This window comes from Pseudoalteromonas sp. MQS005, assembly GCF_001661605.1.
Classification (GTDB): domain Bacteria; phylum Pseudomonadota; class Gammaproteobacteria; order Enterobacterales; family Alteromonadaceae; genus Pseudoalteromonas; species Pseudoalteromonas tetraodonis.
In genome coordinates this window covers 21,607-38,008 of the sequence record NZ_LYRQ01000002.1, presented here as the reverse complement: position 1 = coordinate 38,008, position 16,402 = coordinate 21,607, and the positions used below count along the sequence as shown (strand labels likewise).

15 protein-coding genes are annotated in these 16,402 nt (G+C 41.3%); 12 read left to right on the top strand and 3 right to left on the bottom strand.

Annotated elements, in window-relative coordinates; all coding sequences use genetic code 11:
- Positions 1-23: 23 nt before the first annotated feature.
- Genes msbA through tcdA form a run of 6 tightly spaced genes read left to right on the top strand, consistent with a single transcriptional unit; the run spans position 24 to position 5,156 of the window.
- Positions 24-1,769, top strand: a complete 1,746-nt coding sequence (msbA, locus tag A9479_RS01265) for a lipid A export permease/ATP-binding protein MsbA (protein ID WP_058154681.1) — start codon at positions 24-26, stop codon at positions 1,767-1,769.
- Entirely contained in the window at positions 1,766-2,746 is a 981-nt protein-coding gene (gene lpxK / locus A9479_RS01260) for a tetraacyldisaccharide 4'-kinase (RefSeq protein ID WP_064662498.1), read from the top strand. Before msbA ends, lpxK begins: the two co-directional genes overlap by 4 nt.
- Complete coding sequence (locus A9479_RS01255) at positions 2,736-2,933, top strand: Trm112 family protein (protein WP_008112074.1); 198 nt, start codon at positions 2,736-2,738, stop codon at positions 2,931-2,933. Before lpxK ends, A9479_RS01255 begins: the two co-directional genes overlap by 11 nt.
- Entirely contained in the window at positions 2,921-3,685 is a 765-nt protein-coding gene (gene kdsB, locus A9479_RS01250; protein WP_058154678.1) for a 3-deoxy-manno-octulosonate cytidylyltransferase, read from the top strand. Before A9479_RS01255 ends, kdsB begins: the two co-directional genes overlap by 13 nt.
- The gene (locus A9479_RS01245; RefSeq protein ID WP_058154677.1) at positions 3,678-4,358 is read left to right on the top strand and encodes a TIGR01621 family pseudouridine synthase; all 681 of its coding nucleotides are present in this window, start codon (positions 3,678-3,680) and stop codon (positions 4,356-4,358) included. Before kdsB ends, A9479_RS01245 begins: the two co-directional genes overlap by 8 nt.
- Positions 4,359-5,156 carry a tRNA cyclic N6-threonylcarbamoyladenosine(37) synthase TcdA gene (gene tcdA / locus A9479_RS01240; protein ID WP_058154675.1) on the top strand — a complete coding sequence of 266 codons (798 nt, stop codon included), beginning with the start codon at positions 4,359-4,361 and terminating at the stop codon, positions 5,154-5,156. It abuts the gene before it with no gap.
- Between the two features lie 36 nt (positions 5,157-5,192).
- Here the strand turns inward: tcdA and A9479_RS01235 are convergent, their stop codons facing one another.
- The 3 genes from A9479_RS01235 to A9479_RS01225 all read right to left on the bottom strand — a co-directional run bounded on the left by A9479_RS01235 (position 5,193) and on the right by A9479_RS01225 (position 8,246).
- Positions 5,193-5,609: a SufE family protein gene (locus A9479_RS01235; protein ID WP_024603040.1), complete on the bottom strand. Its 417-nt coding sequence runs from the start codon at positions 5,607-5,609 to the stop codon at positions 5,193-5,195.
- A 12-nt stretch (positions 5,610-5,621) separates the two neighbouring features.
- Entirely contained in the window at positions 5,622-6,848 is a 1,227-nt protein-coding gene (locus tag A9479_RS01230) for an aminotransferase class V-fold PLP-dependent enzyme (RefSeq protein ID WP_024603039.1), read from the bottom strand.
- 111 nt (positions 6,849-6,959) lie between these two features.
- The gene (locus A9479_RS01225) at positions 6,960-8,246 is read right to left on the bottom strand and encodes a citrate synthase (protein ID WP_013465014.1); all 1,287 of its coding nucleotides are present in this window, start codon (positions 8,244-8,246) and stop codon (positions 6,960-6,962) included.
- Positions 8,247-8,652: 406 nt separating this feature from the next.
- Between A9479_RS01225 and sdhC the strand changes: the two genes are divergently transcribed.
- From sdhC to odhB, 6 genes are all read left to right on the top strand, one after another.
- Entirely contained in the window at positions 8,653-9,030 is a 378-nt protein-coding gene (sdhC, locus tag A9479_RS01220) for a succinate dehydrogenase, cytochrome b556 subunit (protein ID WP_076916082.1), read from the top strand.
- On the top strand, positions 9,021-9,368 hold the full coding sequence (sdhD, locus tag A9479_RS01215; protein WP_013465012.1) for a succinate dehydrogenase, hydrophobic membrane anchor protein: 348 nt from the start codon (positions 9,021-9,023) through the stop codon (positions 9,366-9,368). Before sdhC ends, sdhD begins: the two co-directional genes overlap by 10 nt.
- Positions 9,369-11,141, top strand: a complete 1,773-nt coding sequence (sdhA, locus tag A9479_RS01210) for a succinate dehydrogenase flavoprotein subunit (RefSeq protein WP_013465011.1) — start codon at positions 9,369-9,371, stop codon at positions 11,139-11,141.
- Between the two features lie 10 nt (positions 11,142-11,151).
- A complete protein-coding gene (locus tag A9479_RS01205) occupies positions 11,152-11,868 on the top strand; it encodes a succinate dehydrogenase iron-sulfur subunit (RefSeq protein WP_008112091.1) in 717 nt (238 codons plus the stop codon).
- 87 nt (positions 11,869-11,955) lie between these two features.
- Positions 11,956-14,775, top strand: a complete 2,820-nt coding sequence (gene sucA / locus A9479_RS01200) for a 2-oxoglutarate dehydrogenase E1 component (protein WP_064662497.1) — start codon at positions 11,956-11,958, stop codon at positions 14,773-14,775.
- A gap of 3 nt (positions 14,776-14,778) precedes the next feature.
- Positions 14,779-16,296, top strand: a complete 1,518-nt coding sequence (gene odhB / locus A9479_RS01195) for a 2-oxoglutarate dehydrogenase complex dihydrolipoyllysine-residue succinyltransferase (protein ID WP_064662496.1) — start codon at positions 14,779-14,781, stop codon at positions 16,294-16,296.
- Positions 16,297-16,402: the final 106 nt, after the last annotated feature.

Below are 16,402 nucleotides of genomic sequence, written 5' to 3'. Positions count from 1 at the left end.
TGTCAGTGGTTTTAGAGAGTGTTATGGATCAAAGTACTACACAAATTTATAAACGGCTTGTTTCTTACGTTGGTGCCTATAAGTCGGTTGCCATCGTCGCAATTATTGGAATGATAGGTTATTCAGGTATGGATGCATTATTCATCCAACTGATGAAGCCGTTTATCGATGAAGGTTTAAATGAGCGTAATAGTCAGGTACTTACTTATGCGCCATTTGTGGTTATTGCGTTGGTGATCGGGCGTGGCGTATTTAATTTTATGTCATCGTACTGTTTAAGCTATGTTGGTTCGCAGGTAGTGCGTGCGCTTCGCCAAGAACTATTTGAGCATATATTACATTTGCCAGTATCGTTTCATGATAAAAACTCGACTGGCGACCTTATTTCAAAAATTACCTTTGATACAGAGCAAGTACAGCAAGCGATTACCAAAGCATTGCTTATTGTAGTTCGTGAAGGCGCTTTTGTGGTGTTTTTACTTGCAGTTATGTTTTATACCAGCTGGCAATTATCGTTAATCTTTTTAGTTATTATTCCATTAGTGGCTATTATAGTGGCGGTGGTATCTAAACGTTTTCGTCATATATCTAAAAATATTCAGTCTGCGATGGGGCAAGTTACCCGCAGCTCAGAGCAAATGCTCAGTGGTCACAAAGTGATCCACGGCTTTGGTGGTCAAACTCAAGAAATCGATCAATTTTCTAAAATTAATAATCATAATCGCCAGCAACGTATCAAAATGGATGCGACTAAGGCGTTAAGTGTCTCTATCATTCAAATTTTAGCCGCCAGTGCAATGGCCGTTATTTTATGGGTGGTGTCTATGCCCTCAATGATAGACAGTATTAGCTCTGGGGATTTTGTAGTGCTCATTTCTTCGATGATGATGTTACTACGCCCGTTAAAACAGCTTGCCAATGTGAACAGCGATTTACAACGCGGTATTTCAGCTGCGCAGAGTGTATTTTTAGTGCTAGATGAAGAAATAGAAAAAGACACGGGCACCTTATCGGTTGATAAAGTTAAAGGTCATATTGAGGTAAAAAATGTCACCTTTAAATACCCAACCAAAGACGAGCCGGTATTAAATAATTTGTCTATGACTATTAAAGCGGGCGAGAGCATTGCGCTTGTTGGTCGCTCAGGCTCGGGTAAATCCACCATATCAAACTTACTACCTCGCTATTATGATTTAGAAGCGCCCAGTGAAATATTACTGGATGGTATTGCTTTAAATGAATATAAGCTCACCGATTTACGTCGTCAATTTGCTTTAGTATCGCAGCAAGTGGTACTTTTTAATGACACGATTGCAAATAATATTTGTTATGGCCTCCAACGCGATGTATCGATGGAAGAGCTTCATGCTGTGGCTAAACAAGCTCATGTCTGGGAGTTTGTTGAAGATTTACCGGAACAACTTAACACTATGGTTGGTGAGAATGGGGTGATGCTTTCAGGTGGTCAGCGTCAACGTATCGCGATTGCTCGCGCAATATTAAAAGATGCACCAATTTTAATTTTAGATGAAGCGACCTCGGCGCTGGATACTGAATCAGAAAAACTCATTCAACATGCCCTCGATACATTAATGAAAGACAAAACGTCTATTGTAATTGCGCATAGGTTATCGACTATTGAAAATAGTGACCGCATTTATGTAATAGACAGTGGTCAAGTTATTGAAAGTGGTACCCATACAGACTTACTTGCTAACGATGGCACTTATTCTGCGTTATGCAAAATGCAGTTTGGTGAGCAAGGGTGAGTAAAATAGAGCAAAGCTGGTATAAACCTTTTAGCTTAATTACGTTATTGCTATTACCACTGTCCGCTATTTTTGGCTGTATTTCTTTGCTACGTAGATATTGCTATAAGTTCGGCATTTTTAAATCGTTTATCAGCAAAACACCGGTTATTGTGGTTGGTAATATAAGCGTTGGCGGTAATGGTAAAACGCCGTTTGTATTGTGGCTTTATGATTATTTAACTGCTAAAGGTTTATCTGTTGGTTTAATTAGTCGAGGTTACGGCGGGCAAGCAACTCATTACCCGTTATTGGTTACTGCACAAACGACTACTTTAGAGGCTGGGGATGAGCCGGTACTTTTATTTAATCGTTTACAGTGCCCATTAGTGGTTGGCCCTAATAGGCAACACAATATAGAAAAGCTCAACGCAAACTTTAAGCTTGATGTGATCATTTCTGATGATGGCATGCAGCATTACAAAATGGCACGCAGCATAGAATGTTGTATTGTTGATAGCGAAAGAAAATTTGGTAATGGTTTGCTAATGCCCGCAGGGCCACTGCGCGAAACCGTCTCTCGATTAAAGAGCGTAGACGTAGTAATTGAAAATGGCTCTGAGGATGAGTTTAGTTATCGCTTGCAGCCATCGGTTATTAAACGCGTTGCCGATAACACGGATATAGCGACGCCTTTAAAGGCTGCGCATGCGGTGAGTGCTATTGGTAACCCAGGTCGTTTTGAGGCTTCACTGCAAGCACAAGGTATTAAATTACTGTCTACACATCATTTTCGCGATCATTATGCTTATAGCGCTGATGATTTCGCTCAATTTGGCGATGACTGTGTATTAATGACAGAAAAAGATGCGGTTAAATGCCGTGATTTTGCAAAACCTAATTGGTATTACCTGCCTGTTGATGCTCAACCAACAGCGGCGGTAATAAACACATTAAATTTACTATTAAAAGAAAAAGGGATCCATCATGGCCTTTGATACGAAGTTACTCGAAATTATTGCTTGCCCCGTGTGTAAAGGTAAGTTGCGCTTTGATAAAGAAAACCAAGAGCTGATCAGTACAGCTGCAAAGCTTGCTTACCCGGTACGCGATGATATTCCGGTATTACTTGAAAATGAAGCCCGAGAATTGTCTCTTGAAGAGGTAGAAAAGTGGAATTCGTAGTTGTTATTCCTGCGCGTTACGCTTCTACTCGTTTGCCAGGTAAACCACTTGCTGATATTTGTGGCAAGCCAATGATCCAACATGTCTATGAAAAAGCGTGTTTGTCGGGAGCGAGTAAAGTGGTTATTGCCACCGATCATCAAAAAGTATTTGATGCGGCTAAACACTTTACCAATGATGTATTGATGACTCGAGAAGATCATCAATCAGGGACTGAACGGTTAGCAGAAGTCGTTGATTTACTAAATTTATCAGAAGATACTATCGTGGTTAATGTGCAGGGCGATGAACCATTATTATCCCCTGATAACGTGTCACAAGTGGCTACATTATTAGCGCAATCAACCGCGCCAATGGCAACCCTCAGTGTTGCCATTGAAGAGCGTGATGAGGTCTTTAACCCTAATGCGGTTAAAGTGGTCAGCGATATTAATAAAAATGCCTTATATTTTTCAAGAGCCAGCATTCCATTTGATAGAAGTGCCATGATGGCAGAGCAGCAACCACTTAATTTAGCGCCTTTTCAACGCCATGTGGGTATTTACGCGTATCGCGCTGGCTTTATAAAGCAATATATTCAATTATCGGTATCACCATTAGAAGTTTTAGAATCACTAGAGCAGCTAAGGGTGCTTTACCATGGCTATGCGATTAAAATAGAGCAAGCGGTGGTTACCCCTCATGCTGGGGTTGATACACCAGAGGATTTAGCTAAAGTCGTTGCGCATATTCAAAGTAAAGCGCGTGAATAAAGCAGATACGCCTGTGTTAAAAGTGCAATACACGCACGATGATTTTTATATTATAACTAAACCTGCAGGGCTTAATTTTCATTCAGAAGAAAGCCCTGGTTTTGTGTTTCTTGCTGAGCAACAACTAAACGAAAAATTGTTTGCGGTTCACCGTCTAGACAAAGTGACTTCAGGGCTGATCATATTAGCGCGGCATAAAGACGCTGCGGCAAAGTTTACCCAGATGTTTACTGAGCATACTATTAATAAATTTTATTTAGCTGTAAGTGATTCTAAGCCTAAAAAAAAGCAAGGTTGGGTTAAAGGAGACATGGCGAAGTCACGTCGGGGTACTTTTAAACTATTAAACTCGCAAATAAATCCCGCAATTACGCGGTTTTATTCATTTAGTTTTAAAAGTGGTTTTAGAGCTTACCTATTAAAACCCTATTCGGGTAAAACCCATCAGCTCAGAGTTGCTTTAAAGAGTTTGGGTGCCCCCATAATGGGTGATGCGAGTTATGCAGGCAGCCCTGCAGAGCGTACCTATTTACATGCATTTGCGCTGGATTTTTTATGGAAAGGGCAAAAAATACAACATACCCTGTTGCCAGAATCTGGTGAAGAGTATGCGCAATTGATAAAACATCAAGATTTTAATTCTTGGCAAACGCCGTGGAAACTGGATTGGTAAATGAGTGAACAAGTAACTGATATACGCTTTGGTGGTATTAAACGACTGTATGGTCAACAGCAATTTGAGTGGTTACAGCAAGCACATTTTTGTGTTGTGGGTATTGGTGGTGTAGGCAGTTGGACTGCTGAAGCACTAGCGCGTACCGGCGTAGGTAAAATCACCTTAATTGATTTAGATGATATTTGTGCAACTAATGTAAATCGTCAAATTCATGCCTTAACAGGCACAATAGGGGAAGCTAAAGTTGATTCGATGAAAACTCGCTGCAAGCTTATCAACCCTGAGTGTGTGGTGAATGTGATTGATGACTTTATTAGCCTTGATAATATTCAAGAACATATTCAAGGTTTTGATTATGTAATAGATTGTATTGATGCGGTTAAAGAAAAAGCGGCGTTAATAGCTCACTGTAAACGTAATAAAATGCCTATAATTACAACTGGCGGTGCAGGTGGTCAAACCGATCCGAGTCAAATTACCTTTGGCGATGTGGCAAAAACCACTCAAGATCCATTACTTGCAAAAGTGCGTTACATTTTGCGTAAACAATATAATTTCAGTTCAAACCCAAAACGTAAATTTAATATTGACTGTGTATATTCCACTGAACAGCTTGTTTACCCAGGTAGTGACGGCAGTGTGTGTCATGCGAAGCAAAATGCTGATGGCAGTATGAACATGGATTGTAATAATGGCTTTGGCTCAGTGACGATGATCACCGGTAGTTTTGGTTTTTTTGTTGCCGCTAAAGCGGTTCGAAAATACTTAGACAAGCGTGCGCGTCTAAATACTTAGATAAAGTGTTTTGGTTTAATAGTATTTAAAAAGCGCTTAAAGCGCTTTTTGTTTGGCCATGGTTTGTATTGTTTCAACCATGGCTTTTACTCCATTACCCCTAGACGCACTCAAATGACTGATTAAGCCAAGCTTTTCAAATTCATCATAAGCATTTACTGCTAACACTTCTTCGGGTGTTAAACCGTTATACAGGGCTAAAATTAACGCCAATAAGCCTTTTACTATGCGAGTATCAGAGTCACCAATTACAACCAGTGCATTCTCGGTTAAGTCAAACTCGACAAACATCCATACTTTACTCTCACAGCCTGGCACTAACGCATCATCTGTTTTTAATATATCGGCTAAAGGTGGCAGCGTTTTACCGAGTAACATAATTTCACGGTACTTTTGTTGCCAGCTACTACTGCTTTGAATACTTTTAGTTACGAGTTGATATGTGTGTGTCATTATTTATCCAAATTAGTCTAATAAAGCAATGCATTCTTTGAGTGCGGCAATAAATTGGTCTACATCTTTAGTCGTATTATAAAAAGCAAAACTCGCTCTCAGTGAACCATTTAGGTTTAAATGACTCATTAAAGGTTGGGTACAATGATGACCACTTCGTACAGCAATACCATAGCCGTCAAGTAAAGTTGACAGATCATAAGGATGTTCATTTTTATAATTAAAGCAAAGTGTGCCAATATTCGATTTGAGGTCGCTGTAGATAATAATACCGTCTATTTTGCTCAATGCGTTCGCTGCATAAATAAACAACTGCTGTTCATAATGCTGTAATGTTTGCAGATCAAGCGCCATTAAATACTCAAGTGCAGCGCCAAAACCTAAAACACCGGCTATATTTGGCGTTCCTGCTTCAAATTTAGCCGGTGCATTACGATAAGTACTGTGCGTTAAGGTTACTTTTTCAATCATTTCACCGCCTGTTTGATAAGGCGATAGTGCATTAAGGGCTGTATAACGGCCATATAAACCGCCTAGCCCTGTTGGCCCCACCATTTTATGAGCAGAAAACACGTAAAAATCACAATCGAGCTTTTTTAAATTCGGTCTTAAATGCAGCGCCCCTTGTGCGCCATCGACTAAGGTTAGCGCGCCTACCGCCTTAGCTGAGGCTATTAAGGGGACTAAATCAGTAATATTGCCTAGCGCATTAGAAGCGTGAGTAATAGCCAGTAGTGCAGGGTTGGTGCGCTTAATCACTTCACAACACTGTGCTATATCAAACGTAGCATCTGCGTTAAGTGGTAAAGTTTTTAATGTTGCCCCGGTTTGCGCTGCCAGTTCTTGCCACGGCACGATATTAGCGTGGTGTTCGATTGGGCTAATTAAAATAGTGTCAGCAGCTGTTAATGTATTTCTTAAGCCATGAGCAACTAAGTTAATCGCTTCAGTGGCACCTTTGGTCCAGACAATTTCGCTACTGGTTACTTGAAAATAATCGGCAACGCGTTGACGTACTTGCTCATAAGCCGCTGTAGCTTGTTCACTCAGCGTATGACGTCCGCGGTGAACATTTGCATTCTGTAAGGTGTAAAACTCTGTGGTAGCGTCAATCACGCATTGTGGTTTTTGTGTTGTTGCTGCTGAGTCTAAATAAACCAAAGGGTAGCCATTGATTGTCTGATTTAGAGTAGGAAAGTCATTACGGATTTTTTTAGGATCAAACGAGGACACAGACATAGGCTCATAAAGTTAATCAAGTGGGCAGGAATTGTAATCTGTTTAAGATAATTCTCAAGTAGCAGGTAATAAAAAAGGCCGCAGAGGCGGCCTTTTAAACTAACTTAATGCTTAGCGCTTGTCAGTTGCTTTATAATCACGGTGTGTTTCACCTGTGTAAAGCTGACGTGGACGGCTGATCTTATGACCAGGTTGAGAAAGCATCTCGTCCCAGTGTGAGATCCAACCTACAGTACGTGCCATTGCAAAGATTACAGTGAACATGCTGGTAGGGATGCCGATTGCTTTTAAGATAATACCTGAGTAGAAATCTACATTAGGGTAAAGTTTCTTCTCAACAAAGTACGGGTCTTCAAGTGCAATTTGCTCTAGTTTCATTGCGATATCAAGTAATGGATCTTGAATGTTTAGCTCTGCTAACACTTCATGACATGTTTGACGCATTACTGTTGCACGAGGATCGAAGTTTTTGTAAACACGGTGTCCAAAGCCCATAAGACGGAACGGGTCCGCTTTATCTTTTGCTTTTGCTACGTATTCGTCAATGCGATCAACTGAGCCAATTTCTTCTAACATGTTTAAACATGCTTCGTTAGCACCGCCGTGAGCAGGGCCCCAAAGTGATGCAATACCCGCAGCAATACATGCATAAGGGTTAGCACCAGAAGAACCTGCTAAACGTACTGTAGAGGTTGATGCGTTTTGCTCATGGTCAGCATGAAGCATGAAGATTTTATCCATTGCTTTAGCTGTGACAGGGTTTACTTTGTATTCTTCAGCAGGTACAGAGAACATCATGTGTAAGAAGTTTTCTGCATAGCTTAAGTCATTGCGTGGGTATACAAATGGTTGACCGATGTTTGTTTTGTACGCCATTGCTGCAATTGTTGGTAACTTAGCAACTAATTTAATAGCGCTTGTTTTACGTTGAACTGCATCAGTGATATCCAGATCTTCATGGTAGAAAGAAGATAAAGCACCAACCACACCACATAGCATCGCCATAGGGTGAGCGTCAAAACGGAAACCTTGGAAGAAGTTTGCGATTTTTTCATCTAGCATAGTGCTACGAGTGATTTTTGTAGCGAAATCATCGTATTGCTCTTTAGTTGGTAACTCACCATTTAATAGTAAGTAGCATAACTCAACGTAGTTAGAGCTTTCTGCTAACTGTTCGATTGGGTAACCACGGTGTAATAAAACACCCTTGCCACCATCGATGTAAGTGATGGTAGATTCACAAGAACCAGTCGACATGAAACCTGGGTCATAAGTAAAGTGACCATGTGAGCCGAGTGTACGTACGTCAATTACATCTTGGCCAGCAGTACCTTGATAAATTGGAAGTTCGATTGGATCTAGCCCATCAATATGGACCGTGGCTTTCTTATCTGCCATCTATGTATCTCCTATTAAGATAACTATTCTGATTTTTATATTCTAAAATCTATTCTAAGCACATCTTTACATTTTAACGTGAAAGAGGGGTATAAAGTCAATTTTTATAAGTATTATGCACATATGTATAATAAATATTCGGTATAGATTGAATATTATACCATTGGCTAATTCGCAAACGACTCAAAGTAAACAAGAATTGTAAAAGAGTCTCCGGCTATATATACTGACGGAGGTTTTTAACCAATTTGTATTTGGGTAAACTTTTTTTTACATAATAATTTTCATAAAAAGTGAACTTTATTAGTATCAATACGTTTATTTTGATAGTTCCACCAGAAACATTTGGTGGGTTTTAGAAAAACAAGTAGATGAGCCCCACTGCGGGCAAGATGGGCAAGTAACTGTGAAAAAGCAAAGACCTGTAAATCTAGATCTAACAACTATATCTATGCCGGCAACGGCTAAAGCTTCAATTTTTCACCGCGTCACCGGTGTTGCATTATTTTTTGCTTTAACGTTTGTCATTTGGGCTTGGTCAGAGTCTCTTTCTTCAGCTGAAGGTTTTGAATTCGTCAAGAGTCTGTTTAACGGATTCATTGCCAAATTTATAGCTTGGGGCACCCTTTCTGTATTGGGTTATCACCTTATCGGTGGTATCCGTCACATTATTATGGATATGGGGCATTGGGAAGAACTTGAATCAGGCAATACTAGCGCTAAAATTGCGATGGCACTTGGCGTTGTGTTTGCTGTATTGGCAGGGGTGTGGATATGGTCTTAAATCAAGCAACTCTTAAACGTGATGGCGTACAAGATTTTGTATCTTTACGCACAACGGCATTAATAATCAGCGCGTATGCAATCTTTATTATTGGCTATTTTTTAGCAATGCCAGAAGTCACATATGAAGCCTGGACAGGCCTATTCTCAAACCTAGCAATGAAAGGGGCAACGTTAATCACCCTAGTTTGCATTATGGTTCATACCCGTATCGGCCTTTGGCAGGTTCTTACCGACTATGTAAAGAACGCTAAATTGCGTGCTTTTTTAGGCTTTGTACTAAACCTAATGGCTGTTGCTTACGTAGCTGTGGGTTTAATCGTTTTATGGGGTGTTTAAGTGAAATATTCTGTTCGTGAATTTGACGCCGTAGTAATTGGTGCCGGTGGTGCAGGTATGCGCGCTGCCCTTGCTATTACTGAATCTGGCAAAACATGTGCGCTAATCTCTAAAGTTTTCCCGACACGCTCACACACTGTATCTGCTCAAGGCGGTATTACAGTCGCGTTAGGTAACTCGCATGAAGATAACTGGGAATGGCATATGTATGATACCGTGAAAGGTTCCGATTTTATCGGTGACCAAGACGCTATCGAATACATGTGTCAAACTGGCCCAGAAGCTATTACTGAATTAGAAAACATGGGCTTACCATTTTCGCGTTTTGAAAATGGCCGTGTTTACCAACGTCCTTTCGGTGGTCAATCGAAAAACTTTGGTGGTGAACAGGCTGCGCGTACTGCAGCAGCAGCTGACCGTACGGGTCATGCATTATTACACCTTCTTTATCAACAAAACGTTAAAAACAAAACCAATGTATTCTCAGAATGGTATGCACTTGATTTAGTTAAAAACGATAATGGCGATGTAGTAGGCTGTACAGCGATTGAAATTGAAACAGGTGAAATCACCTTCTTCAAATCAAAAGCAGTTGTGTTAGCGACAGGTGGTGCAGGTCGTATTTTCGCATCAACAACCAATGCTCACATTAATACCGGTGACGGTGTTGGTATGGCTGCACGTGCTGGTATTTCTATGCAAGACATGGAAATGTGGCAGTTCCACCCGACAGGTATAGCTGGCGCTGGTACGCTAGTAACTGAAGGTTGTCGTGGTGAAGGTGGTTATCTTTTAAATAAAGATGGCGAACGCTTCATGGAACGTTACGCACCAAATGCTAAAGATTTAGCGTCTCGTGACGTTGTTGCTCGTTCAATGATGACAGAAATTCGTGAAGGTCGTGGTTGTGATGGTCCTTGGGGTCCTCACCTTAAGTTGAAACTTGACCACTTAGGCGAAGAAACGCTTAACTTACGTCTTCCAGGTGTATGTGATCTTGCTAAAACATTTGCTCACGTTGACCCTGCAAAAGAACCGATTCCAGTTATCCCAACATGTCACTACATGATGGGTGGTGTGCCAACAAACGTAAATGGTCAAGTACTTAATATCGATGCTGCTGGCAACGAAAAAGTAGTACAAGGTTTATTTGCTGTTGGTGAGATTGCCTGTGTATCTGTACATGGTGCTAACCGCTTAGGTGGTAACTCATTACTTGATTTAGTTGTATTTGGCCGTGCAGCAGGTAACTTCTTAGGTAAATACCTAAATGACGTTGAAATTTCTAAAGCGGCTTCAGAGTCTGACTTAGAAGCGTCTCTTGCGCGCTTTAACCGTTGGGAAAACTCAACAGCTGGTCAAGGCGAAGACCCAGTTCAAATCAAGAAAGACCTACAACAATGTATGCAGCTTAACTTCTCGGTATTCCGTGAAGGTGACTCAATGGCTACAGGTCTTACTGAACTTAAAGAAATCCGTGAACGTTTACAGCACGCGCGTCTTGATGACAAATCATCAGACTTTAACACCATGCGTATTGAATGTTTAGAACTAGACAACTTAATGGAAACAGCTTACTCAACTGCAGTAGCTGCAAACTTCCGTACTGAAAGCCGTGGCGCACACTCTCGCTTTGACTTCCCAGATCGTGATGACGAAAACTGGTTATGTCACTCAGTATTTAATCCGGTAACGGATGAAATGAGCAAGCGTAAAGTAAACTACGAGCCTAAAACACGTGAAGCTTTCCCACCTAAAGCACGTACCTACTAGGAGCGAGACGATGGCACAAGTACAATTTTCAGTTTATCGTTACAATCCGGATGTTGATAACGCACCTCGTATGCAAGATTACACTTTGCAAACTGAGGAAGGCCAAGACATGATGGTATTGGATGCACTTTTACTATTAAAAGAGCAAGATCCTACACTATCGTTTCGTCGTTCATGCCGTGAAGGCGTGTGTGGTTCAGACGGCGTAAACATGAATGGTAAGAACGGTTTAGCATGTATTACTCCTTTATCTACGCTGCAAAAAAATGGCAAAGGTAAAATCGTAGTACGTCCATTACCTGGACTTCCTGTTGTTCGAGACCTTGTTATTGACATGAGTCAGTTCTACACTCAATACGAAAAAGTAAAACCGTATCTAATTAATGATGAGCCTGCTGCAGGTGAACGTCTTCAATCTATCGAAGAACGTGATAAATTAGATGGGCTTTACGAGTGTATTTTATGTGCATGTTGTTCTACATCGTGTCCTTCTTTCTGGTGGAATCCAGATAAGTTTATAGGTCCAGCAGGCCTTCTTCATGCTTACCGTTTCTTAGCTGATAGCCGAGACACAGCAACAGAAGAGCGTTTAGCTGACTTAGACGATGCATTCAGTGTGTTCCGTTGCCACAGTATCATGAACTGTGTTAGCGTTTGTCCTAAGGGTCTTAATCCGACCAAAGCAATTGGACAAATAAAATCTATGTTATTAAACCGCTCGGTTTAATTTCTAGTAGACGAAAGATGGCTAATAATTTATTAGCCATCTTGTTATATAACTATTAATTTCTGCGCTAAAAAAAAGGGCTTATAAATGCACGAAGGTGTGATGAAGGCATGGCTAGAATCTTCACATTTAAACGGCGGTAACGTTGCTTATGTTGAAGAGCTTTATGAAGCGTATTTAGACGATGCGACTTCGGTGCCAGAAGAATGGCGAGAAGTGTTCGAACAGTTACCAAAAGTAGATGGTGTGGATGTTGAAGTAAAACATTCAGAAGTTCGTTCACAATTTGCGGCGCTTGCTAAAAACAAGCATAGAGAAGTAGTGGTAGCAGAGGGCAGTGGTGGCGACCTTAAACAGGTTAAAGTACTGCAACTTATTAATGCTTTCCGTTTTCGTGGACACCAAAATGCAAACCTAGATCCACTAGGTATTTGGCAACGAGAACGTGTACGAGATTTAGAGCTAGAGTACCACGACTTATCGGATGCTGACTTTGACCGCGAATTTAACGTAGGATCGTTTGCCGTTGGCCGCGATACTATGCCTTTAGGTGAGTTATACCAAGCACTAAAAACCACTTACTGTGGTTCTATTGGCGCCGAGTATATGCACATCACATCAACAGAAGAAAAGCGTTGGTTACAACAGCGTTTAGAGTCTGTTCAGTCTAGGCCAAAATTTGATAAAAATGAAAAGCTACGAATCCTCAAGGGATTAACAGCGGCTGATGGTCTTGAAAAATATTTAGGGGCTAAGTTCCCGGGTGCTAAGCGTTTCTCACTTGAAGGTGGCGATGCGTTAGTGCCTATGTTAAAAGAGCTTATTCACCGTGCCGGTGAAAGTGGCCAAAAAGAAGCCGTTATTGGTATGGCCCACCGTGGTCGCTTAAATGTTCTCGTTAATGTGCTAGGCAAAAATCCATCAGAACTTTTTGATGAGTTTGCTGGCAAGCACAAAGAAACGTTAAGCTCAGGTGATGTTAAATACCACATGGGTTATTCATCAGATTTCGCGACTAAAGGTGGCAACGTGCACATGGCACTTGCGTTTAACCCGTCGCATTTAGAAATCGTAAATCCGGTGGTTATGGGCTCTGTGCGTGCACGTCTTGATCGTCTTAATGACAAAACAGGCAGCAAAGCACTTCCAATCACTATCCACGGCGACTCAGCAATTGCAGGTCAGGGTGTTGTTCAAGAAACGTTTAACTTATCGCAAACTAATGCATTTAGTTGTGGCGGTAGTATCCGTATTGTTGTTAATAACCAAGTTGGTTTTACAACAAGTAAAAAAGACGATGTACGCTCAACTGATTACTGTACTGATATCGCAAAAATGGTTCAATCGCCAATTTTCCACGTAAACTCTGACGATCCTGAAGCGGTTGCTTTTGTAACGCAACTCGCGCTTGATTTTAGAAATCAGTTTAAACGTGACGTTGTGATTGACCTTGTTTGTTACCGTCGCCATGGTCATAACGAAGCTGATGAGCCTAACGCTACACAGCCAATTATGTACCAAAAAATTAAAAAACACCCAGTACCTCGTTTAATCTACGCGGATCAGCTGATTTCTGAAGGTTCTTTCACAGAAGATGAAGTGAAAGCGCTTGCTGATGATTACCGTAATGGTTTAGACGATGGCAACTGTGTTGTTGAAGAAATACAGCCAGAAACATCACACTCTTCAGATTGGGCTAAGTATGTAGGCCATGAATGGAGTGTTGATTACGATGCTAGCGTTTCGGTAGAAAAGCTTAAAGAACTTGGTAACATAGTTGCAAGTTACCCAGAAGAGTACAAAGCACAATCTCGTGTTAAAAAAATATACGATGATCGTAAAGCAATGGCTGCTGGCGAAAAACCACTTGATTGGGGTATGGCAGAAACTTTAGCGTATGCAACTATTGCAGCTGAAGGCACTGATATTCGTCTAACTGGACAAGATTCAGGTCGTGGTACCTTCTTCCACCGTCATGCGGTTGTTCATAGTCAAAAAGATGGTGCAACGTATTTACCATTACAGAACCTTAGTGAAGATCAAGGTACGTTTGAAGTGTTCGACTCAGTACTGTCTGAAGAAGCGGTATTAGCATTTGAATATGGTTATGCAACTGCAGAGCCGACCTCATTAGTATTGTGGGAAGCACAATTTGGTGATTTCGCTAATGGTGCACAGGTGGTATTTGACCAGTTCTTAAGTTCAGGTGAGCAAAAGTGGGGTCGCTTATGTGGCTTAACGTGTTTGTTACCTCATGGCTATGAAGGTCAGGGTCCAGAGCACAGCTCAGCTCGTCTAGAACGCTTTTTACAGCTTTGTGCTGATCACAACATGCAAGTATGTGTGCCATCAACACCGGCGCAAGTGTACGCAATGTTACGTCGTCAATCAGTTAGACCACTGCGTCGTCCATTGATTGTAATGACACCGAAATCGTTATTACGTCATCCATTAGCAACATCGACACTTGAAGAGTTATCTGAAGGTGTGTTCCACAATATCATTGATGAAATTGATGAGATTGATGCTAAGAAAGTAGAACGTGTTGTATTTTGTAGCGGCAAAGTTTACTACGAATTATTACAAGAACGTCGTAAACTTGAGCAAGACAATATTGCAATTGTTCGTGTTGAGCAGCTTTACCCGTTCCCACATGACGAAATGAAAGCAATTATTGAACGTTACCAACACGTTACTGATTTTGTGTGGTGTCAGGAAGAGCCGCAAAACCAAGGCGCTTGGTACTGTTCACAACATCACTTTGTTGATGCAATTCCACAAGGTGCAAAATTGAAATATGCAGGCCGTAAGGCATCAGCATCTCCTGCATGTGGATATATGTCAGTACATACTAAAGAACAACAAGCGCTCGTTGCCGACGCGCTTACTATAGAAAAGAAAGGATAAGCAATGAGCACAGAAATTAAAGTTCCTGTTCTTCCTGAGTCGGTTGCAGATGCTTCCGTTGCTACATGGCATGTAAGTGTTGGCGACAGAGTAAGCCGTGACCAAAACTTAGTAGATATTGAAACAGACAAAGTGGTTTTAGAAGTGGTTGCACAAAATGACGGTGTAATCACTGAAATTTCACAAGAAGAAGGTGCTACGGTACTTGGTGACCAAGTGATCGGTTTAATTGGTGATGCGCAAGAAGCATCACCAAGTAAAGAGCCAAAAGAAGATAGCTCAGCATCAGAAAAATCAGAAGACGCGCCGGCGGCGCAATCAGCACCAGCATCAGAAGGTAAAGAAGTGGATATTAAAGTACCTGTACTTCCAGAATCAGTTGCAGATGCAACAATTGCTACTTGGCATGTTCAACCAGGTGACGCGGTAACACGCGACCAAAACTTGGTTGATATTGAAACAGATAAAGTTGTACTTGAAGTGGTTGCCCAAGAAGACGGCGTTATGGGTGAAATCATTCATAACGAAGGCGATACTGTTCTTGGTGAGCAAGTAATTGGTAAAGTAAAAGCAGGCGCTGCACCCGCTAAATCTGACGCAAAAGCGGATGCACCAGCAGCCAAAGAAGAAAGCTCAAGCGAGGGTTCAGATGTGTTAACGCCATCAGTTCGTCGTTTAATTGCTGAGAAAGGCCTTGATGCATCAAAAATCAAAGGTTCAGGTAAAAATGGTCGTGTGACTAAAGAAGATGTTGATCAATTCTTGAAATCACCTGCGCCAGCAGCAAAAGCTGAAGCAGCGCCAGCATCACCTATGGGTGACCGCACGCAAAAACGTGTGCCTATGACACGTTTACGTAAAACAATTGCGAATCGTCTTCTTGAAGCGAAAAACTCTACTGCAATGTTAACTACATTTAACGAAGTTAACATGAAGCCTATCATGGATCTTCGTAAGCAGTACCAAGAAGTATTTGAAAAGCGCCACGGTATCCGTTTAGGTTTCATGTCTTTCTACGTGAAAGCAGTGACTGAAGCGTTAAAGCGTTTCCCAGATGTAAATGCATCAATTGACGGCGATGATATTGTTTACCACAACTATTTCGACATCAGCATTGCTGTTTCTACACCTCGTGGCTTAGTAACACCTGTACTTAAAGACTGTGACAAGCTATCTGTTGCAGAAATCGAAAAGGGTATTCGTGAGCTAGCGCTTAAAGGTCGTGATGGTAAGCTAACGCTTGACGATATGACCGGCGGTAACTTCACTATCACCAACGGTGGTGTATTCGGTTCGTTACTATCTACTCCAATTATTAACTTACCGCAGTCTTCAATTTTGGGTATGCACAAAATCCAAGATCGTCCAATGGCTGTAAATGGTAAAGTTGAAATCTTACCTATGATGTACCTAGCGTTATCTTACGATCACCGCCAAATCGATGGTAAAGAATCAGTTGGTTTCTTAGTAACAATTAAAGAGTTACTTGAAGATCCAACACGTTTACTGCTGGATGTTTAATTAAGTAGTATGAAATATAAGCTGTGAGTTAAAATCACAGCTTTTTTTTTGTGCCTATGGTCATACTGGGGTTTTCATGTAGCGCCATGAGATCTATACTAGGCAC